The following is a 20,398-nucleotide window of genomic DNA, read 5'->3' as shown; positions in this document are numbered from 1 at the left end:
CCCCTTGTTCTGCTGATCGCTGTTGACGTCAGTCAGGTTGTGGTCGCCCTGCAGCGCGGCCGCGATTTTCGGCGTCCACTCGTTGAGTTCCTCGAACGTCGGGCCCTGCAAGGTGAACTGATATTGCGCTTGGCTGGCGCGGCCACCGACACGAATATCCTGGACCGCCTGCAAAAACAGAGTTGCGCCCGGAACCGCCGACATTTCTTTTCGCAGCCGGCCAATGACGCCGTCCGCAGAAATCCTGCGTTCACTGAGCGGTTTCAGCGAGACGAAGACAAAGCCGGAATTGGTCTGGCCTCCGCCGGTAAAGCCCACGGCGGTTTCGACGGCCGGATCGCTCTTGATGATCGTGATGAACTGCGTCAGTTTTTTTCGCATCAGCTGGAAGGAGATGCTCTGATCGGCCTGGATCGCCCCGACGAGCCGACCGGTATCTTGCTGCGGAAAAAATCCCTTGGGAATGATGATGTAGAGGTAGACGTTGAGGCCGAGCACCACAGCCAGCGAGAGTATCGTCAACGCCGGGTGCCGAAGGGCAACGGCGAGCGACCGCCGATAGCCATCGAGCATGGCGTTGAAAAATCGCTCGCTCATTTGATAGAGCCGTCCATGGGCGCCGGCGTCGCGGCGGAGCAGCACCGAGCACATCATCGGCGTCGTCGCAAGCGAGATCGCGAGCGAGATCATGATCGAGATCGAGATGACCATCGCGAATTCGCGGAACAGGCGGCCGATAATGCCGCCCATCAAGAGGATCGGAATGAAGACCGCGATGAGCGAGATGCTCATCGAGAGCACGGTAAATCCAACCTCGCCGGCGCCCTTCAGCGCCGCCTCCATCGGGCTCATGCCGTGTTCGACGTGGCGGGTGATGTTTTCGAGGACGACGATTGCGTCATCGACGACGAAGCCTGTCGCGACGGTCAACGCCATCAGCGAAAGGTTGTCGAGACTGTAGCCGAGCAAATACATGGCGGCGAAGGTCGCGATCAGCGAGACCGACACCGCGACGACCGGTACCAGCGTGGCGCGCAGGTTTCGCAAGAAAGCGAAGACCACAACGATGACGAGCAGCACGGCCAGGACGAGCGTGCGTTCGACGTCATGTAACGAAGTGCGAATCGTGGTCGAGCGATCGACCGCCAGTCCGATGTCAATCGCCGGAGAAACCGATGCCTTGAGCTGGGGCATCAGGGCCTTCACCGAATCAACCGTGCTGATGATATTGGCGCCCGGTTGCCGGTAGAGAATGATCAGAACGGCCGGCTTGCCGTTAGCGAGGCCGGCATTGCGAAGATTTTCGACCGAGTCCGTGACTTCGCCGACGTCCGAGAGACGGACGGGGGCGCCTTTGCGATAGGCGACGATCAGTCCTTTGTAATCGTCGGCTTTGCTGGCCTGGTCGTTGGCATAGATCTGGTAGCGCTCTTTACCGACGTCGATACCGCCTTTCGGGCTGTGCGCGTTGGCGCTGGAGAGCGCCGCCCGCACGTCTTCCAGACCGACGCCATATTTGTAGAGTGCTTGCGGGATGAGTTCGGCGCGAACCGCCGGCAGCGAACTGCCGCCGACGACAACTTCGCCAATGCCGTCCACCTGCGACAGCTTCTGTGCCAGCACCGTCGAGGCGGCATCGTAGAGATTACCGCGGGTCAGCGTATCCGACGTCAGGGTCAGGACCAGGATCGGCGCATCGGCCGGATTGACCTTCTTGTAGGTCGGGTTGGTCCGCAGGTTGGTCGGCAGGTCGACCCGAGCGGCATTGATCGCGGCCTGCACGTCGCGCGCGGCGCCATTGATGTCGCGGCTGAGGCCAAACTGCAGGGTGATACGAACGCCGCCTACTGCGCTCGACGACGTCATCTCGGTGACGTCGGCGATCTGGCCCAGGTGGCGCTCAAGGGGACTTGCAACGGTCGTTGCCACATCCTCCGGGCTTGCGCCCGGCAGCGTGGCCCGAACGGAAATCGTCGGAAAGTCGACCTGGGGCAGCGGCGAGACCGGCAGCTTGAAGAAAGCCACCACGCCGGCCGCCGCAAGGCCAAGGGTCAGCAGCGTCGTTCCGATCGGTCGTCGAATGAATGGTGTCGAAGGGCCCATAATGAGCCCTCATTCCGCCGGTTGGGCAACTTCGCCCGATCGGCCGGAAAAGCGCGCCGCCAGGCGGTCAAACCAGAGATAGATCACGGGTGTCGTGAACAGCGTCAGCATCTGGCTGACCAGAAGGCCGCCGACGATGGAGATGCCGAGCGGATGGCGCAGTTCGGAACCGGCACCGGCGCCGAGCATCAGGGGCAGCGCGCCGAGGACGGCAGCCATCGTTGTCATCAAGATTGGGCGAAAGCGCAAAAGACAGGCTTGATAGATCGCCTCGCGCGGCGGCTTTCCTTCCTGCCGCTCGGCATCGAGCGCGAAATCGATCATCATGATCGCATTCTTCTTTACGATGCCGATCAGAAGGATGATTCCGATGATGGCAACGACGGTGAGGTCGTCTCCGGCGATCATCAGCGCCAGCAGTGCGCCGATGCCGGCCGACGGCAGCGTCGACAGAATCGTGACGGGGTGGATGAAGCTTTCATAAAGGACGCCGAGCACGATGTAGACTGTGACGATCGCCGCCAGAATCAGGAACAGCTGATTGGAAAGCGACGATTGGAACGCCAATGCCGCACCCTGGAAGCTCGTGATCGCGCTGGCCGGCAGCCCGATATCGATTTCTGCCTGCTTGATCGCGTTGACTGCCGCGCCGAGCGAAGCCCCCTTCGCCAGGTTGAACGAGACCGTTGCGGCGGGAAACTGCCCGAGATGCGAGACCTGGAGCGGCGCGGTCTCCGTGCGGAATTTGGCCAGCGTCGCGAGCGGCACCGGGGTGGTGCCGACGGAAGAGGGAAGATAGATGTCCGACAGTGATTGCAGGGACGTTTGCAGATGTGGATCGGCCTCCAGGATGACGCGGTACTGGTTTGAGTTGGTGAAGATCGTGGAAACGATGCGCTGCCCGTAGGAGTCGTAGAGCGCGTTATCGACGGTCGCCGGCGTAATGCCGAAGCGCGCCGCCTGATCGCGATCGATCTCGACATAGACCGACAGGCCCTTGTCGGAAATATTGCTCGCGACATCGCCAAGCTCCGGAAGCGTCCGCAGCTTATCGACAAGCTTCGGAGTCCATTCCGAGAGTTGCGCCGGATCGGCGTCCTGCAAGATGAACTGGTACTGCGTCTTGCTGACCGTGCCCTCGATCGTCAGATCCTGGACCGGCTGCATATATAATGTGATGCCGGTCAGCGGGGCGATGCTGCCCTGGATCCGGCGCATGATGGTCGAGATGTCGGACTTGCGCTCGTCATAGGGCTTGAGATTGATCAGGAGCCGTCCGCTATTGAGCGTGGTGTTGGTCCCGTCCACTCCGATAAAGGATGAGAGACTGACGACATCAGGATCCTTCAGGATGATCGAGGCCAGCTCTTGCTGGCGCTCGGCCATCGCCGCATAGGAGACCGATTGCGGAGCTTCGGAAATCGCCTGAATCACGCCGGTATCCTGAAGCGGGAAGAATCCCTTGGGGATCATGACGTAGAGCCATCCGGTCAGCACCAAGGTGGCGAGCGCGATGAGCAGCGTGAACGGCTGGTGGTCGAGCACCCAGGTGAGTGCATGACCGTACATCTCGATGATCCAGTCGAAGGCCTCCCGGCTGTAGCGCTGGAAGGCATTTTCCTGGTTGTGGGTTTCCGGCTTGAGCAGCTTGGCGCAGGCCATCGGCACCAGCGTCAGCGAGACCACCGCCGAGATCAGAATCGTGACCGAGAGTGTGATGGCGAATTCCCGGAACAGACGTCCGACCACATCTCCCATGAACAACAGTGGAATCAGCACGGCGATCAGCGAAACCGTGAGCGAGATGATGGTAAAGCCGATCTGCTCGGAGCCTTTCAGCGCGGCCTGGAGGGGACTGTCGCCTTCCTCGAGATAGCGCGAAATATTCTCGATCACGACGATGGCGTCGTCGACCACAAAGCCGGTCGCAATAGTCAGCGCCATCAGGGACAGGTTATTGAGGCTGAAGCCGAAGAGATACATGGCCCCTAATGTGCCAACCAGCGATAACGGCACCGACAGGCTCGGGATCAGGGTTGCGCGAGCGTTGCGGAGGAAGACGAAAATAACGAGCACCACGAGGATGACGGCGAGTGTCAACTCGAACTCCACGTCCGCGACGGAAGCGCGGATGGTGACGGTGCGGTCGGTCAGGATGCTGAGGTCGATGGCGGCCGGCAGCGATGCCTGCAATTGCGGCAGCAAAGCCTTGATGCCCTGGACCACCGCAATGACATTGGCGCCGGGCTGGCGCTGGATATTCATGATGATCGCCGGGGTCTCGTTCATCCAGGCGCCGAGCTTGTCGTTCTGCGCGCCGTCGATGACGTCGCCGACGTCACTCAGCCGAACCGGCGAGCCGTTCTTGTAAGCGACGATCAGTGTCCTGTAGTCGCTCGCATTCCTGATCTGGTCGTTGGCATTGATGGTGTAGGAACGCATCGCTCCGTCGAAGTTGCCTTTTGGCGTATTGACGTTGGCGTTGCCGAGCGTGGTGCGCAGGTCGTCGATGTTGAGGCCGTAGGCGGCAAGCTTGCGGATATCGGCCTGGATTCGCACGGCGGGACGCTGGCCGCCGCTGAGGCTGACGAGGCCGACGCCGGGAAGCTGCGAGATTTTCTGCGCAAGCCGCGTGTCGATGAAATCCTCGACCTCCGTCAGCTTCATCGTATTCGAGGTCAGGCCAAGCGTGAGGATCGGTGCATCGGCCGGGTTGACCTTGGCGTAGATCGGCGGAGCAGGAAGGTCGGCCGGAAGCAGATTGCCGGCGGCATTGATGGCCGCCTGCACTTCCTGCTCGGCGACGTCGAGAGAGATGCTCAATCCGAACTGAAGCGTGATGACTGACGAGCCCGCCGAACTGATCGAGCTCATCTGGTTGAGGTTCGGCATCTGCCCGAACTGCACCTCCAGCGGCGCGGTGACGGAGGAGGTCATCACGTCGGGGCTGGCGCCGGGATAGAAGGTCTGCACCTGAATGGTCGGGTAATCGACCTCAGGCAGCGCCGCGACGGGGAGGAAGCGGAACGCCAGCATGCCGGACAGCATGATGGCGATCATCAGAAGCGTCGTTGCGACCGGCCGTAAAATGAACGGCTGGGATGGACTCATTGCTTTTGTCCGCCGTGCTGTTTTTGTCCGCCATCGGAACGCCCCCCGTTGCCCCTGCCGGCCTTATCGGGCTGAGCCGGAGCCGGGCTGTTGGTCTGGGCCGGATTGTTCTCCGAGCGAACCACGATCTTGGCTCCGTCCCGAAGCTTGTCGGCGCCGTCAATGACGATACGCTCGCCGGGCGCAAGCCCGGAAAGCACCTCGACGCGATCGCCATCCGTCACGCCAAGCTTCACGGGCCGCACTGATACTGTGCTGTCGGCGTTGACGAGGTAGACGAAAGTGCCGGGTGCGCCGCGCTGGATGCCCGCGGTCGAGATCGTCGTGACATCCTTGTGCGTATCAAGCAACAGGCGGACGTTGACGAATTGGTTCGGATAGAGCAGGCGGTCCTGGTTGGGAAACAAGGCCCGCAGCTTGATCGTGCCGGTCGTCGGATCGATCTGGCTGTCGAAGCTCGTCATCGATCCGTCGGCGATCTTGCTGACGCCGCTGCGATCGAGGGCGGTGACAGGCAGCACCGCGCCCGCCTGCGTGCGCTTGGCGATGGCTTGCAGGTTGTCTTCGGGGACCGGGAACAGCACGCTGATCGGTTGCAGCTGCGTGATGACGACAAGGCCGTTGGTGTCGCCCGGGGTCACGTAGTTGCCCTGGTCGACCAGACGCAGACCGACGCGGCCGTCGATCGGCGAAACGATATGGCAATAGGCCAGGTTGACCTCGGCGGACTTCACCGCGGCCTTGTCGGCTTCCACCGTACCCTGGTCCTGGGCCACCAGTGCCACTTGCGTATCGAGCGTCTGATGCGGAACAGCGTTCTGGGCCGCCAGCCCCTGATATCGCGTCAGGTCGACCTGGGCGCCCTTGAGCATGGCTTCGTCGCGCGCGAGCTGCCCCTTGGCCTGCGCCAGTGCCGCCTCGTAGGGCCGGGGATCAATTTCCGCGAGCAGATCGCCTTTCTTGACCTCGTTGCCTTCGATGAAATCGATCTTCATCAGATAGCCGCTGATCTGCGTTCGAACGGTCACCGTTGCCAGCGAGGCCACGGTACCCAGCGCGTTGATGTTGACTCCGATGTCGCCTTTGCTGACCACTTCGGGGACGATCGACATCGGCCCGGAGTTGCGGCCCTTGTTGGTCGGCTGTGGCGCCGTTGCATGCTTGGTCCACCAGACGATGCCGCCGACCACCAGCAAGATCAGGATGGATGTCAGGATAGAACGCCCCCGGGACCGCGGCCTGGCGGCCTGCGCCGGACCCACTGGGTGGGCTTCCTGAAAATTCTTGATCGGTTGGTCCATGAACCTGCCATTAGATGAGATGTGGGCGCCGGCGACCCGCTGCCGCCATCGGTCGCAGGAACCGCCTCCGGGGTCCGCCGGCGACCTTATTTGAACGTCCGCCGTTGGCGCATTAACAATCGGAAAGGATTACACTTTTTGGCTCCGACCGCGGCCGTGGGGCAAACAATCAAGGTGTCGTACGGACTGCTCGCGCGATTCGCGATCAGTGCGAATGATCAGCCCAAACGGCGGACTCTTAACATATTTTTAACCGAACCGGGACGCGTCACAAAGCCATCCTGTTTGTAGAGCGGGGGATGAGGGCCAAGCACATGGGCTGCTGCTTTAAACGCATGCCCCCGTCAGGCCGCCGCATCCATCAGCCTGAATGAACCCCTGATCAGCACCCTGCGTCCCTTTTCCGTTATGGCGGGAATGCGCCCGGTTGTGGTCGCGAGGCCGAGCGCCACAAGGTCTTCGAGTACGAAGCGGGCTGCGGCGGGCAAATGAGCGAAGGGGGTTCGCAAGGCCTTCAAGCCTTCCCATTGATCCGGCTTGAGATCGAAATCGCTGTCGTTGTTCATGCTGCCTCATTTGAATCGTGCGCCAACGTCTTAGGGAAGAGGCATGAATCCGGTGCGACCACATTGCGTCTGCAATGGGTTGTTGCGCGCAACTTTTCTTGAATCGGTTGAGGCCAGAAATGTCGGGTAACGCGCTTGTCACATCTGCGTGCAATGGACGGTCCCGGCCATCACGAATCAGATGGACGATGCTGGAGGTTATGTGCCTGGAGCCCATTTTCGAAATTCGTGAAGGTGGTGCTGCGACGGAGCACGAACTTCGGAAACTGGGCACTCGCCGGATGAACCCACCGAAGGTGATTGGGGTGATTAAATCGCCCGAGAACGGCTTCAGACTGAAGGGGCTCGGCGTCACCCTCAGCATTGCCGTCGCAGCGGTCGCGATTTTTGCGCTGACGCACACGCTCAAGAACATCGACACAGGCGAGGTATTCGAGGTCATCCGCCGCACGAATACGTCGCTGATCGTTCTGGCCGCGACGCTGGTTGTGGCGTCCTATGTCGGCTTGACGTTTTATGATGTTTTGGCGCTGCGCACGATCGGTCGTAGCGAACTGCCTTACAGGATTGCCGCACTGGCCAGCTTCACCAGCTACCCGATCGCCCACGGCATCGGCGCCGTTTCGCTGATCTCGCCGATGATCCGCTATCGGATCTATTCGTTCCATGGCCTCACCGCATTCGACGTCGTCAACATCTGCTTTCTCACCGGACTGACCTATTGGCTCGGCAACCTGACGGCGCTCGGGATCGGGCTGTTCTTTGCGCCCGATGCGATGAGCGTGGTCGACCTGCTGTCGCCCAGCGTCAATCTATGGCTTGCGGTCGCGCTGCTGCTCGGGGTCGGAAGTTTCCTGGCGTGGTGCTGGTTTCCGCGCAACATCGGCACCGGGCGCTGGCCGGTCCGGCTTCCATCGGGCCCGCTGGTGCTGCTGCAGATCGCCATCGGGGTTTTCGAACTCGGTGCTGCGGCGCTCGCAATGTATGTTCTGATTCCGTCGGGACCGAATATCGGCATATTTCCGATCACGGCCGTTTTCATCGCGGCGACGTTGCTGGGGTTTGCCAGCCACACCCCGGCGGGAATCGGGGTGTTCGACGCAACATTCCTGATCGGCTTGGGCAAGCACGACAAGGAGCCGCTGGTAGCGGCACTTCTGATGTTCCGCCTGATGTACCATTTGCTGCCATTCGTATGTGCGCTCGGCCTGTTCGGCATTGTCGAGGGGTGGCGTGGCCTGCGCCGCCGGCGGGGCCGGTTGAGGCCTCTCCGGAATAAAAGGCTTAAACCGGTGAATTAAGCTTCAGCCCGACCATTCCGGCTATGATCAGCGTCAGGCAGATAATCCGGACCGGGTCCGCCGGCTCGCTGAAGATCACCATTCCGACGATGATGCTCCCGGCGGCGCCGATGCCGGTCCAGATGGCATAGGCCGTGCCGAACGGCAGCGAGCGGAGCGCAAACGCCATCAGCGAAAAGCTCGCCAGGATCGCAAGCGCCGTCGCCACCGTTGGCCAGAAACGGGTGAGGCCGTCGGAATATTTCAGGCCGAATGCCCAGGCGATCTCGAACAACCCCGCTGCAAGTACGGCGAGCCAACCCGTCATCGCGACCTCTGCGCTTTCGTGCAGGTCATGCCGCCTTGGACATCGCCGCCAGAGGCTCCTTCGGACGTCAATGAATGTGCCGCCATTCGCCCACCTTCGCCGCGCTCTATTCGTTTTCTCCTTGCGGTGTTCGCGCGACAAGGATGTGACAGCATTTGAGCATCATGGAACCTTGGCTAGTACCGCTTTTCGATCTGAAGTCCCTGATCGAATTCGCCGCTTGTGGTGCAGGGACTTCAGATCGGCGGTACTAGCCATCTTCATCATGGAAATTGCAGACAGGACGCTGTCGCAAAACTGAAGCCACCCGACAGTATCGTGATCGAATCGCTGATTCGGGGTTCGCATGAACAGCCAGCTGATCGCAGATGCCGTTGGCAACAGCCGCGGCGATGAGAACGCGACGGTTTGGGACAGGCTCTATGCTTTCTGGTTCCGTCGGCTGGTCTATACCCAGATCTGGGAAGATCCGGTTGCCGACCTCGCCGCCCTTCGTTTGGCGGTCGGCTCGACCATCGTCACCATCGCCTCCGGCGGGTGCAATGCGCTGTCCTATCTCGTCGCGCAACCGGCACAGGTTTACGCGGTCGATCTCAATCAGGCACACCTTGCGCTGCTCAAGCTGAAGCAGGCAGGGCTGCGTGCCCTGTCTGATTACCGGGATTTCTGGCAGTTCTTCGGTGCGGCCAACTCGCCCGCCAATTCAGCGCTTTACCTTGAACGGTTGCGGCCGTTGCTGGACGGTCAGGCGCGCAATTATTGGGACAAGCGCAACATCATCGGCCGGCCGCGCTATGCCCACTTCACGGACGGCTTCTACCGGCATGGCATGCTCGGCCGCTTCATCGGCCTTGCGCATGTCGCGGCGAAGCTCGCCGGGATCGATCCCGCGCTGCTCCTGAGCGGCCGTCCGGACGCGCCAGCGCGCATCGAGGCGCTGGACCGTCTCGACCGCGCATTTCGTTCACCCCTGCTGCGGATGATCACGGCCACGCCCGCGCTCTTGTTCAGCCTGGGCATTCCGCCCCGGCAGCGCGCCTTGCTGCGCGGCGCGCCCTTGAACGACGTTCTTCACGAGCGTCTGTTGCGCCTGATCGACGGCCATCCCAACGAGACGAATTACTTTGCGTGGCAGGCGCTGCATCGTGGCTACGCCGGCCCGGGCGATAGTTGCCTGCCGCCCTATTTGCAGCGCCGTCACTATGAACGCATGCGCAATGGCGCGGGATTGATCATTCCGCATCACGCGAGCCTTCGCCAGTTCCTCGACAGCCTGCCGGCGCGCGAAGTCGATGCCGTCATTCTGCTGGATTCGCAGGACTGGATGGCGACCGGCGAGATACGTGCGCTGTGGAACGCGATCGACCGTGCCGGCCGCGACAACGTCCATGTGATCTTTCGCACCGCGGGCGAGGGGTCACCGATCGAGAGCGACGAGCTTGCAATGTTGCGCCGGACATGGCGACGGGACGAGGAGCGAAGCGCAATCGGCTTTGCGCTTGATCGTTCCGGGATCTATGGCGGATTCCATTGCTATGGACGGCGTTGATCGGCGATCAGCCTAACCCAACTCGTCCTTGCCGGGAAAACCAACGGATCGGCCGGAAAGCTCAACACGCCGAATGCTGCTCGCGGAGAGCGCCGGAGGGCGGCCGCACACGCTGCCCTCATTCCGCCAGTTCGGAATATCCGGTCGCCGGGACCTCTGCCTCGATCGCCCTTTCTTCCGCGACGACCTTCGGCTTGCGCAACCAGACGTAAATCTGCGCGACCAGCAACACGACGCAGATGAACAGGAAGAAGGCGCTGATCGGGCGCTCGATGAAGGTCATCAGGTCGCCGCGGGAGATCAGAAGGCTGCGGCGGAAGTTTTCCTCGAAGCGCGGCCCGAGCACGAAGCCGAGCAGGATGGGCGCGGGGTGAAAGTCCAGTCGCAGCAGGATGTAGCCGACCACGCCGATGACCAGCGTTTCGCCGACCTGGAACATGTCGTTGCCCGCGGCATAGACGCCGATGCAAACGAAGAACATCGCGCTCGGATAGAGGTAACGGTAGGGAATGCTGAGCAGCTTCACCCACAGGCCGATCATCGGCACGTTGAGGATGACAAGAAGGATATTGCCGATCCAGAAGCTCGCGATCAGGCCCCAGAAGATATCGGCGTGCTGGCTGATGAGCTGCGGGCCCGGCACGATGCCGTGGATGATCAGAGCGCCGAGGAGCAGCGCCATCACGGTGTCGCCGGGGATGCCGAGACTCATGGTCGGAATGAAATCACCCTGCACGGAGGAATGCGTCGACGCCTCGGGGCAGGCAACGCCTTCAATGGCGCCGCGGCCGAACCGCTCCGGCGTTTTCGAGATCTTCTTTTCGGTTGCGTAGGACACGAACGAGGCGATGGTCGGACCTGTGCCCGGGATCAAGGCGCAGAGGCTGCCCAGAATGGTGCCCCGGAGCATCGGCCGGAACGACGCCTTGAGATCGGCCTTTGACGGGAACATGTCGGAAATGCCGACATTGGCATATTTCATGTCGACAGCTTCGGTATTGTTGATGCTGTTCAGGAATTCGGCGATGCCGAACATGCCGAGCGCCAGCGCGACGATCTCGATGCCGTCGAACAGTTCGGTGATGCCGAACGTGAAGCGGGGCTGACCGGTCTCGATGTCGGACCCGACGATTCCGAGCAGAAGCCCGAACACTGTCATGGCAATGCCCTTGAGGGGCGAGCCCTTCGCGAGCGTCGAGCCCGCGATCAGGCCTACCAGCATCAGCGAGCACACTTCGGCCGGGCCGAATTCCAGCGCCACCTTGACCAGGAATGGCGCGAGGAAAATCATCTCCGTGATGCCCCAGGAGGCACCAACGAAGGCCGCGATGACGGTGATGCCGAGCGCCGTGCCGCCCTTGCCCTGCTTGGTCAGCGGAAAACCGTCGAGACACGTCACCGCGTGGGGCGGATGACACGGCAGGTTGAGCAGGATCGAGCAGATCGCCCCGCCATATTGCGCGCCGTAATAGACGCCGGAAAGCATCAGGATCGCCGGGACCGGATGCATGCCAAACGTCAGCGGCAGCAGGATCGAGATCGTGGCAACGGGACCCATGCCCGGCAGCACGCCGACGAGATTGCCGACCAGCACGCCAAAGAAGCAATACATCAGGTTGTGCGGCTCAAGCGCAACGCCAAAGCCGTACCACAGATCGGTAAGCGCGGTCGAAATCACAGGTTCACCCCGCGCAGCAGCGGAAAGGGAATGTTCAGCAGGTAGTGGAACAGCAGCACGCCGAACACGGTGACGCCGCACGCCAGAATGAACGACGACTTGTACGTCGCCGTCTTGTCACCAAGGGCGGAGACGAACACGCAGGCAAACACCGCGGGAATCATCCCGCCATATTCGCCGAGCACGATGAACAGGATCGGGCCTGCAAGAATGCAGAACCAGCCGAACCATTGCGGATTGTCCGGCAGAAATTTCTGGTTGTCAGGCTCCGGGGACCCCAGTGCAGTTCCGGCAATCAGCACGCCGATAAAGGCGAGAACGATGCCGAGCACGACCGGCATGAAGCCGGGACCCATTCTGGCAAGGGTGCCGAACTTGTAGCCCGATCCCGTCACCGCGGCCCCGACGCCGAGCAACACCATCAGGCCGCCGGCATAATAGTCCCGCTTCCAGACAAACTTCTCCGACAACAGCGTCTCTCCCGAACCCTTTTTTAGGCCGCGACCCTACCTGTCGCGGTCAGGCCTGTCGATATGTCCTCATCTCACTTTTCGGACGACGAGGAACCGGTGTTGGCAACGAGACTAACGCAATTTATCGACCGATAAAATCGACAAAATACCGCAACCAGCTCTATGTCCGTCTCGCCGCGGCGCGGCCGGCCGCTTTGCGGGCTCTCGGGCGGTAGCAAAAACCGCCGAATTCGATTATCGATGGGGAACGCCCTCTTGCAACGTCATGACGAGCAATTTGATGAGCCAACTCATTATCCACGCCGGCGACTTTATGTTTCACGCTCGGTTTGAGGAGCAGTTAGCGCCCAAAACTTGTGCGGCCTTCCGCAAGGCCATGCCGTTCGAGAGCCAGTTTATCCATGTGCGCTGGAGCGGCGAGGGGGTCTGGATGCCGCTCGGCGATCTCGACTTTGGCGTCGGCTATGAGAACCACACCAGCTATCCGGCGCCGGGCCAGATGATCCTCTATCCCGGCGGCATCAGCGAGACTGAAATCCTGCTCGCCTATGGCGGGGTGCATTTTGCCAGCAAGATGGGCCAGCTCGCCGGCAACCATTTCATCACGCTGACGTCGGGCCTTGAGAACTTGTATACGCTCGGCAGGACCGTGCTTTACAAAGGGGCGCAGAAGGTTCGCATCGAGGAAGCCTGAAATGGCCGGACGCCCGACATCGCCGCTTGGCGATGAGATCGTCGCCCGTATCCATCGGCTGGCGGCGATCTCCGAGGCGGCTGACAACTTGACGCGCATCTTTCTGACAGGCGAGCATCGCGCTGCCGCTGACCTTATCATGAATTGGATGGTTGAGGCCGGCATGAGCGCGCGCCTCGATGCCATCGGGAATGTCTGCGGCCGTTACGAGGGCGAGCATCCCGGCCTGCCTTGCCTGATGCTCGGCTCGCACTATGACACCGTGCGTGACGCCGGCAAGTGGGACGGACCACTTGGCCTGATCACGGCAATCTCGTGTGTCGCCGAGCTCAACAGGCGCGGGCGACGATTGCCGTTTGCGATCGAGGTCATCGGTTTTGCCGACGAGGAGGGCGTGCGGTTTGCCTCGACGCTGCTCGGCAGCCGCGCTGTCGCCGGCACATTCGATGAGCGCGTGCTCTCGACAAGGGATGCCGCCGGCATCTCGATGCGGGAGGCGCTCGTTCAGTTCGGTCTCGACCCCGACCATATCGGCGCCGCAGCAAGGGTTCGCGACGAGTTGCTCGGCTATGTCGAAGTGCACATCGAGCAGGGCCCGGTGCTCGAGGCGAGGAACCTGGCTGTTGGCGTGGTCAGTGCGATTGCGGGCGCCACGCGTCTGGCGGCAAGGCTGACCGGCATGGCAGGTCATGCCGGAACAGTGCCGATGGCGCTGCGGCGCGATGCGCTCGCGGGGGCAGCCGAATGCATTTCTTTGATCGAGCAATTGTGCCGCGAGGACGACGGCGGGCTGCTCGGGACTGTCGGCTATATCCAGGCCGCGCCTGGCGCGACCAACGTGATTCCGGGCCAGGCGCACTTCACGATCGACATGCGCGCGCCGACGGATGAGCGCCGCAACCGTTCAGTGGCCGAGATGGTGAGGCGTATCGAGGCGGTCGCCAAGCGCCGAAATCTGGAATTGCAGCTCGACGTCACGCATGAGAACCGCACCGTGCCGTGCGCACCCTGGCTGAAGACGCAGCTGGCGGAAGCGGTGGCGGCGGAAGGCTATTCTGCCTTTGAGCTTCCGAGCGGCGCCGGTCACGACGGCATGGCGATGGTCGACGTCACCGACGTTGCGATGCTGTTCGTGCGCTGCCGTGGCGGGATCAGCCATCATCCCGACGAGCACGTCGAGGCTTCCGATGCCGACGCAGGCGCGCGGGTTCTGCTGCGCCTGATTGAAAACTTCCGGGCGCGCCAGCCGTGAGGCGCTCACCGCTGCATCGTTCCGGCGGCCGATCTCGCGTGACGAGAGGCGGCTACTTCACTTCTATCTTGGCCTGCTCAGCCACGTCCTTCCAGAGCGCCAGATCCCGCTCGATATAGCCGGCAAACTCTTTGGGAGAACTGCCGACGACCTGAATGGCCTGGCTCCCGAGCAGAGACTTTGTTTCCGGATTCTTCAGTGCCTGCACGATTTCGGTATTGAGCTTGGCGACGATTGCGGGCGGCGTCCTGGCGGGCGCGAGAATGCCGTGCCAGCCAACTGCATCGAAGCCGGGATAACCACTCTCGGCGATTGTCGGCACCTCGGGTGCGATGGGCGATCGGTCCTTGCTGGTCACCGCCAGCGCGACCAGCGTGCCTGATTTCACGAGCTGAAGCGCCGAGATCGGATCGGAGAACACCACCTGCACCTGGCCGGCGACGAGATCGGCTACGGCAAGTGCGGTGCCACGATAGGGGATGTGCGTCATCTTGATCCCGGCTTTCAGGTCGAACAGCTCGGTGAGCAGATGGTTGGACGCACCGACGCCGGTCGTGCCGTAATTCAGCGCGCCCGGCTTGCTCTTGGCGAGCGCCACGAACTCCTGGACCGTCTTCACGCCGAGCGAGCGATTCACGACCATGATGTAGGGATAGGTGCTCGTCAGTGAGACCGGCGCAAAGTCCTTTACGGGATCGTAGGGCAGATTCCTGTAGACCGCCGGGTTGATCGAGATCGGCCCGGATTGCCCGAGCAGCAGCGTATAGCCGTCCGGGTCGGCATTCTTGACGACCTCGGTGCCGACGATCGCGGCGCTGCCGCCGCGGTTTTCCACCACGATGGTTTGTCCGGTCATTTTGCCGATCTGCCTGGCGATCACGCGTGCCGTCGCGTCGGCGGACCCACCGGCGGCATAGGGCACGATCAGGCGAATGGGATGCGAGGGAAAGTCGTCGGCCCCGGCCGCGCTTCCCAACAGAGCGGTGCCGATGACGAAAACAAGCGAGCAAAGCGAAAAATACGTCGAACGAATGGACATGGGCCCCCGGCAGTTTCTTGTTGCTCGTTTGTCTTGATAACATAGGGCAAAATTTCATAGCCGGTCCACCGTCCGTTGGTTGCGCTTTTTGGTCACCCTGCGATGCTCGCACCGGAAAAAAATGGGGGAAACGGAATGCTGCAGAAGCCCGGCGTCACGGCGAGCCTCGCAGGCCACATTGTTGCGACGCGATGGGAAGACATCCCTCCGGAGGTTGCGCACCAGGCCAGACGATCCCTGGTCAATTTCTTCGCAGTCACGCTTGCAGGTTGCCGCTCGCATCCGATCGAAATCGCACTGCGATCGCTTCTGGAGTTCTCCGGCGGGCGCCACGTGTCCGTGATCGGGCGCACGGAGCGGATCGACGCGCTGAGCGCCGCCTTTCTCAATGCGGCCGGAGCCAATGTCGATGACTTCTGCGATACACATACGGCGACTGTCATCCATCCGACCGCACCGGTCGCCGGCGCGCTGTTTTCCTATGCCGGATTGCGGCGGGTCAGCGGCCGCGATCTGCTGCTGGCCGTTATTCTCGGCAACGAAGTGCAGGCCCGGATCGGCCTTGCGATCTCGCCAAGTCATTACAACAGGGGATGGCACATCACCTCGACCTGCGGGGTGTTTGGCGCGGCGACTGCGACCGGCAAGCTGCTGGGACTGAATGAGCGGCAGATGGTGTGGGCACTCGGCATTGCCGCCAGCCAATCGGCCGGGCTGTGTGAGTGCCTGGGAACGCCGGCAAAAAGCGTGAGCGTCGGCAACGCCGCGCGCAACGGCCTCTGGTCGGCCTTGCTGGCCGAGCAAGGATATGACGGGCCGGCCGAGCCGCTCGCAGGCGTGCAAGGCTTTTATCATGCGCTGGCCGAACAAGCCGACTTGTCCCGCATCACCGGCCGCTGGGGCGATAGCTGGGAAATCATGGCGACGTCGTACAAGCCTTACCCGTGCGGCTTTGTGATTCACCCCGTGCTCGATTGCGTGTTGGACTGGCGGCGCGATCATCCGGCAGCAGATGTGACGCGCGTCGTGGTGCGCGGCAATCCGCTGCTCAGCGTTCGCGCCGACCGGCCCAACGTGTCGACCGGCCGCGAAGCGCAGGTCAGCGTGCAGCACGCGGTTGCCGCCGCACTCCTCAAAGGGCAGGCCGGGCTCGATCAATTTACCGATGCCTGTGTCCGAGACCCGGAAGTACTGGCGTTGCGGGCCAGGGTCGAGGTGCTGCGCGACGAGCGATTTTCAACGGTGGCGGCATCGGTGGACATCACCATCGCGGATGGACAGGTCTTCAGGCTTGAGCAATCCGCCGCGCGCGGCAGCGATGCCAATCCGCTTTCCGATTCCGATCTCGAAGCAAAACTGCGCGCCGCGGCAACCCTGTGGGATACGCATTATGACGCGACACCGTTGATCGACGCGATCTGGCGCGTCGAGACGAGCGCGGATGTTTCGAAGCTGGTGACTCTGTCGGTGCCGCAGCAGTTGATTTGAGCGTGATCCTTTCCGGAAAGCCGCTCGCAGTTCGCGCTCCGCATCACGCTCTAAGGCCGCACGGCCGGTGTCTCGATCGGCATGCCGCGCGCGCGCGCCATCAGATAAAGCTCGAGCTCCACCAGTTCCACTGCGCCGTAATCGTAGTTCTGGGCGCGCTGGCCGGTGATGCAATTGCGCAATCGCCGCTCCAGCGACCCCAGCGATTGCCAGTCCAGCCGGTAGATCGGATAACCCGTCGGCATGGCCTGGGTGATCGCAGCACCGGCCAAATGCTTGTCCCAGTTGTCGTCGTGGCAGTTGGTGCAGGCGATGTTGAGCTGCCCCTGCCGGTGCATGAAGAGATCGCGTCCCTTCGCCACGAACGGCTGAAGCTCGGGTGTCGGGTCTGGCGTAATCGGCATGCCGCGGGACTGCTCTGCAACGTATGTGGTCAAGGCAAGCAGTTCGTGCTTCTCGTAAGCAAGCGGTTCGGCTTGCTGATGCCGCGTCCGGCAGAGATTGATGCGTTGTTCGAGGTTGACGGGACGGCTGAGCTCCTTGTCGTAGGCTGGATAACGCGCCGCCACGCCCTTCATGGTGACCTTCGCATCCTGATGGCAACCGGCGCAGGACTTGCCGGCCGAGCCCGCCTTGCGGTTCCACAGCGCTTCGCCGTCAAGCACGCCCAACATGCCGGGATTGGTCGTATCGTCATCCTGCATCGCCCTGGTTTCCGCACCCATGAAGGTGTAGCCGGATCGGCGCTCCGAGGCGGGGATTTCGGTTGCGATCAGCGGGCGAGGGACGATGCCGGCTACGATCAGCAGCGAGGTCAGGACTATGGTTGCGGTCGCCTTCATTCGACGGTGATGCTGGCCGAGGCGGTCTGGGAAAAACCGTTGTCGCCGATCCATTCGAAATCAAATTTTCCGCTTTTGCTCGCGTTCGTGAAAAACGAGATGAACGGGTTGGCTGCGGTCGCGGGGAAGAAATCGGCGCGGAAAACTTCGTCCCCTTCGAAGCGGCAGGTGAAGCTCGTGATGATGTCGCGAGGGATCACTTCGCCGGTTGCGGTGTGGCGATAGCCGGTCTCCATCACGTGCGACGTCAGCGCCTTGATTTCGATGATGTCGCCGGCCTTCGCCTTCTTGGGGACGTTGATCAAGGCGGCGGTCATCAGATCACGTCCTCGGTGCAGGCCGCCAGCGTCACCACCACATCGGCGGTGGTCGACCAGAACGAGCCGTCGGAAAGCTTGGCAATCGCGGTGATCTTCTGGCTGTCGGCGAGCCGCACACGGGTGGAAACCTGGGCACGGCCTGCGTTCGGCTTGAGATAGAAGTTGCCGAGATTGGGCTGCGGATTTTTTTCGTTGAAGACGTGGATGCTCTTGACGTAGTCGTTCGCCGTCATCGCACTTGTCACGCTCACCGTCATCGGCACGCTGTTGCCGTTCTCCACGAGCGGCGGAATGTCGAGCTTGACCTTGCCGGTCTGGACCGGCGCACCGCCTGTGACGGCGCGGATCGCGGTCGCCATCATTTCGGGTGTGGCTTCGGCAGGGCGCACGCTGATGGCCGCCGGCAACGCACCGATCGCGCCGGCGGCGAGGCCAAGAAAGCGGCGGCGGGTAGGGACTGGTTGTCTTCGCATCCCATCGAGCTCCGATTCGCAAGTTCGCAAGCTAACGTGGCGACCTCTGATGCGAACTTCGGAATCAAAGGAGCTCTTGCAACTACCAGTTTTCCGTACGGCCTCCGAGCTCGCCGCACGGTGCTTTCCTATTCGCGCAGCGTCGCCAGATACGCCACGATGTCCTCAATCTGCTCGGCCGACAGGATCGGCTTGCCGCGAAAGGCGTTCGCCACCCGATCGAGGCCGTCCACCCGGTAGTAAGACGGCATGATCGTCCCCGGATTGATGCGGGAGGCGTCGACCAGCCGGAGCCGGAGCTGCCCGACCGACCAGCGGCTGCCGACACCCGAAAGATTGGGCGCGAGGTCGCCCTGGAACTTTTCCTCGGGAAACGGACCGCTGTGGCACAGAATACATGTGTTGGTGCGCTCCACGACAAGCTTGCGGCCACGCGCCGGATCACCGGTCGCGCCGGTTAGTGATTCCACAATGGCATCGCCGGTGGTGGTATAGGACTTTAGTTCCTCTCCGACGGCCACGCGCGGCAACAGCAGCGCGGCTGCGAGGCAGCTTCCGACCAAAGGAATGGCCAACCTAGCCAAAGGTTTCCACCGTAATGGTCTTGAACCAGGTCTTCGCCTGTTCCGCTTCGCGCCGGCGAAGCTCGTCCGGCGCATTGGCCGGGCTTGTGAAGGCAGATCCAAGCAGCTCGATGAACATATCGTCCCGCGGCTGGTAATTGCCGGACTGCGAAAAGCCATAGCCGGGCGCCGCGATGTTGTAGCAGGTGCCTTCGATCGTCGGCCGTTCGGGAGCCGTTCCGGCGATCAGGCTCGCCACCACGGCGGCGCAGGCCTTGCCTTCCGCATACGCGGCGGACGCGGACTTCGGAGCGTTGCCGCCGATCACCGCATCGCCAATGACATGAATGTTGGCTACGAGCTTCGAGGCAAATGTCGCGGCGTCGATCGGACACCAGCCGGTCTTGTCGGCTGCGCCGGCGATGTGCGCGATGTTACCGGCTTTTTGCGGCGGGATGACATTGGCGACCTGAACCTCGTGATCGCCGAAATCGGTGACCAGCTTATTGGTCGCAGGCTCGACCGAAACGACGCGGCCGCCTTGCGACAGCGGGATGCGTTCGATCATGCCGGGATAGAATTGCTTCCAGGCCTTCTCGAACAACCGTTGCTGCGAAAAGATGTCCTTGGCGTCAAGGATGAGAATCTTCGAACGCGGCTTTTTCGCCTTCAGGTAATAGGCGATCAGGCTCGCCCGCTCGTATGGCGCGGGCGGACATCGATAGGGGGTTGCCGGGACCGCGAGCGCGACAACGCCGCCATCTTCCATCGCCTCGAGCTGACGCCGCAGCAGCACGGTCTGCCCGCCGGCCTTCCAGGCGTGCGGCATTTTTTCGGCTGCCGCCTCGTCATAGCCGGCCAATACGCCAAACCGCATATCGATGCCGGGCGCCAGCACAAGTCGGTCGTAGGGGAGTGACGTGCCGTCGGCAAGGCTGACTGTCCTTGCCTGCGCATCGACTCCGGCGGCGGCCTGCGCGACGACGCTCACCCCGTCGGCCGCGATCTTGTCATAGGTGAATTGCTGCGCGGCGATGTCGCGCAGTCCGGCGATCACCTCATTGCTGAAGGGGCAGGCGGTGAAGACGCGATTCGGCTCAATGAGCGTGACGTGCAGGCGGGGATTGATCTTCCGCAAGGCGCGCGCGCAACTCGCGCCGCCGAAGCCGCCTCCGATGACGACGACGCGTGCGGCCGATTGGGCAAAAGACGGGCAGGGCAACGCAACCGAAGTTGCTGCCGCAGCCAGCCCGCGTACGACATGTCTGCGCGTCGCCAGCCAGCGCGGTGGATTTGACATTCGCACAGTATCGCCGCGAGTTCTCATAGCGAATGTCA

18 protein-coding genes are annotated in these 20,398 nt (G+C 62.1%); 5 read left to right on the top strand and 13 right to left on the bottom strand.

Features of this window, described 5'->3' with window-relative positions:
* From NEZ08_RS21385 to NEZ08_RS21370, 4 genes are all read right to left on the bottom strand, one after another.
* The coding region (locus tag NEZ08_RS21385; protein WP_298111433.1) for an efflux RND transporter permease subunit at window positions 1-2,103 on the bottom strand (2,103 nt) is incomplete at its 3' end.
* Between the two features lie 9 nt (window positions 2,104-2,112).
* Complete coding sequence (locus tag NEZ08_RS21380; protein WP_298111431.1) at window positions 2,113-5,214, bottom strand: MdtB/MuxB family multidrug efflux RND transporter permease subunit; 3,102 nt, start codon at window positions 5,212-5,214, stop codon at window positions 2,113-2,115.
* Window positions 5,211-6,515, bottom strand: a complete 1,305-nt coding sequence (locus NEZ08_RS21375; protein ID WP_298111429.1) for an efflux RND transporter periplasmic adaptor subunit — start codon at window positions 6,513-6,515, stop codon at window positions 5,211-5,213. Before NEZ08_RS21375 ends, NEZ08_RS21380 begins: the two co-directional genes overlap by 4 nt.
* A 344-nt stretch (window positions 6,516-6,859) precedes the next feature.
* On the bottom strand, window positions 6,860-7,081 hold the full coding sequence (locus tag NEZ08_RS21370) for a hypothetical protein (protein WP_298111426.1): 222 nt from the start codon (window positions 7,079-7,081) through the stop codon (window positions 6,860-6,862).
* A gap of 305 nt (window positions 7,082-7,386) precedes the next feature.
* On the opposite strand from NEZ08_RS21370, the gene NEZ08_RS21365 reads away from it, so the two are divergent.
* A complete protein-coding gene (locus tag NEZ08_RS21365) occupies window positions 7,387-8,382 on the top strand; it encodes a YbhN family protein (RefSeq protein ID WP_298111423.1) in 996 nt (331 codons plus the stop codon).
* On the opposite strand, the gene NEZ08_RS21360 is transcribed toward NEZ08_RS21365, so the two are convergent.
* Window positions 8,366-8,689, bottom strand: coding sequence for a multidrug efflux SMR transporter (locus tag NEZ08_RS21360; protein ID WP_298111422.1), 324 nt, complete (start codon window positions 8,687-8,689; stop codon window positions 8,366-8,368). The genes NEZ08_RS21365 and NEZ08_RS21360 overlap by 17 nt on opposite strands.
* A 346-nt stretch (window positions 8,690-9,035) precedes the next feature.
* Here NEZ08_RS21360 and NEZ08_RS21355 point away from each other — a divergent pair, with 346 nt between their 5' ends.
* Window positions 9,036-10,238: a BtaA family protein gene (locus NEZ08_RS21355; RefSeq protein ID WP_298111418.1), complete on the top strand. Its 1,203-nt coding sequence runs from the start codon at window positions 9,036-9,038 to the stop codon at window positions 10,236-10,238.
* Window positions 10,239-10,356: 118 nt separating this feature from the next.
* On the opposite strand, the gene NEZ08_RS21350 is transcribed toward NEZ08_RS21355, so the two are convergent.
* Window positions 10,357-11,916, bottom strand: a complete 1,560-nt coding sequence (locus tag NEZ08_RS21350; protein ID WP_298111415.1) for a tripartite tricarboxylate transporter permease — start codon at window positions 11,914-11,916, stop codon at window positions 10,357-10,359.
* Entirely contained in the window at window positions 11,913-12,386 is a 474-nt protein-coding gene (locus tag NEZ08_RS21345; protein WP_298111413.1) for a tripartite tricarboxylate transporter TctB family protein, read from the bottom strand. The genes NEZ08_RS21350 and NEZ08_RS21345 overlap by 4 nt, the downstream gene beginning before the upstream one ends.
* Before the next feature lie 283 nt (window positions 12,387-12,669).
* Between NEZ08_RS21345 and NEZ08_RS21340 the strand changes: the two genes are divergently transcribed.
* Both NEZ08_RS21340 and NEZ08_RS21335 read left to right on the top strand, forming a co-directional pair.
* A complete protein-coding gene (locus NEZ08_RS21340) occupies window positions 12,670-13,083 on the top strand; it encodes a DUF3830 family protein (protein ID WP_298111410.1) in 414 nt (137 codons plus the stop codon).
* 1 nt (window position 13,084) lies between these two features.
* On the top strand, window positions 13,085-14,335 hold the full coding sequence (locus NEZ08_RS21335) for an allantoate amidohydrolase (RefSeq protein WP_298111408.1): 1,251 nt from the start codon (window positions 13,085-13,087) through the stop codon (window positions 14,333-14,335).
* Window positions 14,336-14,387: 52 nt separating this feature from the next.
* On the opposite strand, the gene NEZ08_RS21330 is transcribed toward NEZ08_RS21335, so the two are convergent.
* Complete coding sequence (locus NEZ08_RS21330) at window positions 14,388-15,374, bottom strand: tripartite tricarboxylate transporter substrate binding protein (RefSeq protein ID WP_298111406.1); 987 nt, start codon at window positions 15,372-15,374, stop codon at window positions 14,388-14,390.
* Between the two features lie 135 nt (window positions 15,375-15,509).
* Between NEZ08_RS21330 and NEZ08_RS21325 the strand changes: the two genes are divergently transcribed.
* A complete protein-coding gene (locus tag NEZ08_RS21325; RefSeq protein ID WP_298111403.1) occupies window positions 15,510-16,862 on the top strand; it encodes an MmgE/PrpD family protein in 1,353 nt (450 codons plus the stop codon).
* Between the two features lie 50 nt (window positions 16,863-16,912).
* On the opposite strand, the gene soxA is transcribed toward NEZ08_RS21325, so the two are convergent.
* From soxA to NEZ08_RS21300, 5 genes are all read right to left on the bottom strand, one after another.
* Entirely contained in the window at window positions 16,913-17,704 is a 792-nt protein-coding gene (gene soxA, locus NEZ08_RS21320; RefSeq protein ID WP_298111401.1) for a sulfur oxidation c-type cytochrome SoxA, read from the bottom strand.
* A complete protein-coding gene (gene soxZ / locus NEZ08_RS21315) occupies window positions 17,701-18,021 on the bottom strand; it encodes a thiosulfate oxidation carrier complex protein SoxZ (RefSeq protein WP_298111398.1) in 321 nt (106 codons plus the stop codon). Before soxZ ends, soxA begins: the two co-directional genes overlap by 4 nt.
* The gene (locus tag NEZ08_RS21310) at window positions 18,021-18,497 is read right to left on the bottom strand and encodes a SoxY-related AACIE arm protein (RefSeq protein WP_298111396.1); all 477 of its coding nucleotides are present in this window, start codon (window positions 18,495-18,497) and stop codon (window positions 18,021-18,023) included. The genes soxZ and NEZ08_RS21310 overlap by 1 nt, the downstream gene beginning before the upstream one ends.
* A gap of 128 nt (window positions 18,498-18,625) precedes the next feature.
* The gene (soxX, locus tag NEZ08_RS21305) at window positions 18,626-19,066 is read right to left on the bottom strand and encodes a sulfur oxidation c-type cytochrome SoxX (RefSeq protein ID WP_298111444.1); all 441 of its coding nucleotides are present in this window, start codon (window positions 19,064-19,066) and stop codon (window positions 18,626-18,628) included.
* A 7-nt stretch (window positions 19,067-19,073) separates the two neighbouring features.
* Complete coding sequence (locus NEZ08_RS21300) at window positions 19,074-20,360, bottom strand: NAD(P)/FAD-dependent oxidoreductase (RefSeq protein WP_298111393.1); 1,287 nt, start codon at window positions 20,358-20,360, stop codon at window positions 19,074-19,076.
* Window positions 20,361-20,398: the final 38 nt, after the last annotated feature.

This window comes from Bradyrhizobium sp. (assembly GCF_027451485.1).
In the GTDB taxonomy this organism is placed as follows: Bacteria; Pseudomonadota; Alphaproteobacteria; order Rhizobiales; family Xanthobacteraceae; genus Bradyrhizobium.
The sequence above is the reverse complement of the archived record's forward strand: the minus strand, read 5'-3'. Positions and strand labels throughout refer to the sequence as shown.

Excerpts from the sequence above, each read along its gene's own strand:
- NEZ08_RS21370 (WP_298111426.1), bottom strand. The coding sequence starts at position 7,081 with ATGAACAACGACAGCGATTTCGATCTCAAGCCGGATCAATGGGAAGGC.
- NEZ08_RS21380 (WP_298111431.1), bottom strand. The coding sequence starts at position 5,214 with ATGAGTCCATCCCAGCCGTTCATTTTACGGCCGGTCGCAACGACGCTT.
- NEZ08_RS21310 (WP_298111396.1), bottom strand. The coding sequence starts at position 18,497 with ATGCGAAGACAACCAGTCCCTACCCGCCGCCGCTTTCTTGGCCTCGCC.
- NEZ08_RS21355 (WP_298111418.1), top strand. The coding sequence starts at position 9,036 with ATGAACAGCCAGCTGATCGCAGATGCCGTTGGCAACAGCCGCGGCGAT.
- NEZ08_RS21335 (WP_298111408.1), top strand. The coding sequence starts at position 13,085 with ATGGCCGGACGCCCGACATCGCCGCTTGGCGATGAGATCGTCGCCCGT.
- NEZ08_RS21325 (WP_298111403.1), top strand. The coding sequence starts at position 15,510 with ATGCTGCAGAAGCCCGGCGTCACGGCGAGCCTCGCAGGCCACATTGTT.
- soxA (WP_298111401.1), bottom strand. The coding sequence starts at position 17,704 with ATGAAGGCGACCGCAACCATAGTCCTGACCTCGCTGCTGATCGTAGCC.
- NEZ08_RS21360 (WP_298111422.1), bottom strand. The coding sequence starts at position 8,689 with ATGACGGGTTGGCTCGCCGTACTTGCAGCGGGGTTGTTCGAGATCGCC.
- soxZ (WP_298111398.1), bottom strand. The coding sequence starts at position 18,021 with ATGACCGCCGCCTTGATCAACGTCCCCAAGAAGGCGAAGGCCGGCGAC.
- NEZ08_RS21375 (WP_298111429.1), bottom strand. The coding sequence starts at position 6,515 with ATGGACCAACCGATCAAGAATTTTCAGGAAGCCCACCCAGTGGGTCCG.
- NEZ08_RS21340 (WP_298111410.1), top strand. The coding sequence starts at position 12,670 with ATGAGCCAACTCATTATCCACGCCGGCGACTTTATGTTTCACGCTCGG.
- NEZ08_RS21330 (WP_298111406.1), bottom strand. The coding sequence starts at position 15,374 with ATGTCCATTCGTTCGACGTATTTTTCGCTTTGCTCGCTTGTTTTCGTC.
- NEZ08_RS21300 (WP_298111393.1), bottom strand. The coding sequence starts at position 20,360 with ATGTCAAATCCACCGCGCTGGCTGGCGACGCGCAGACATGTCGTACGC.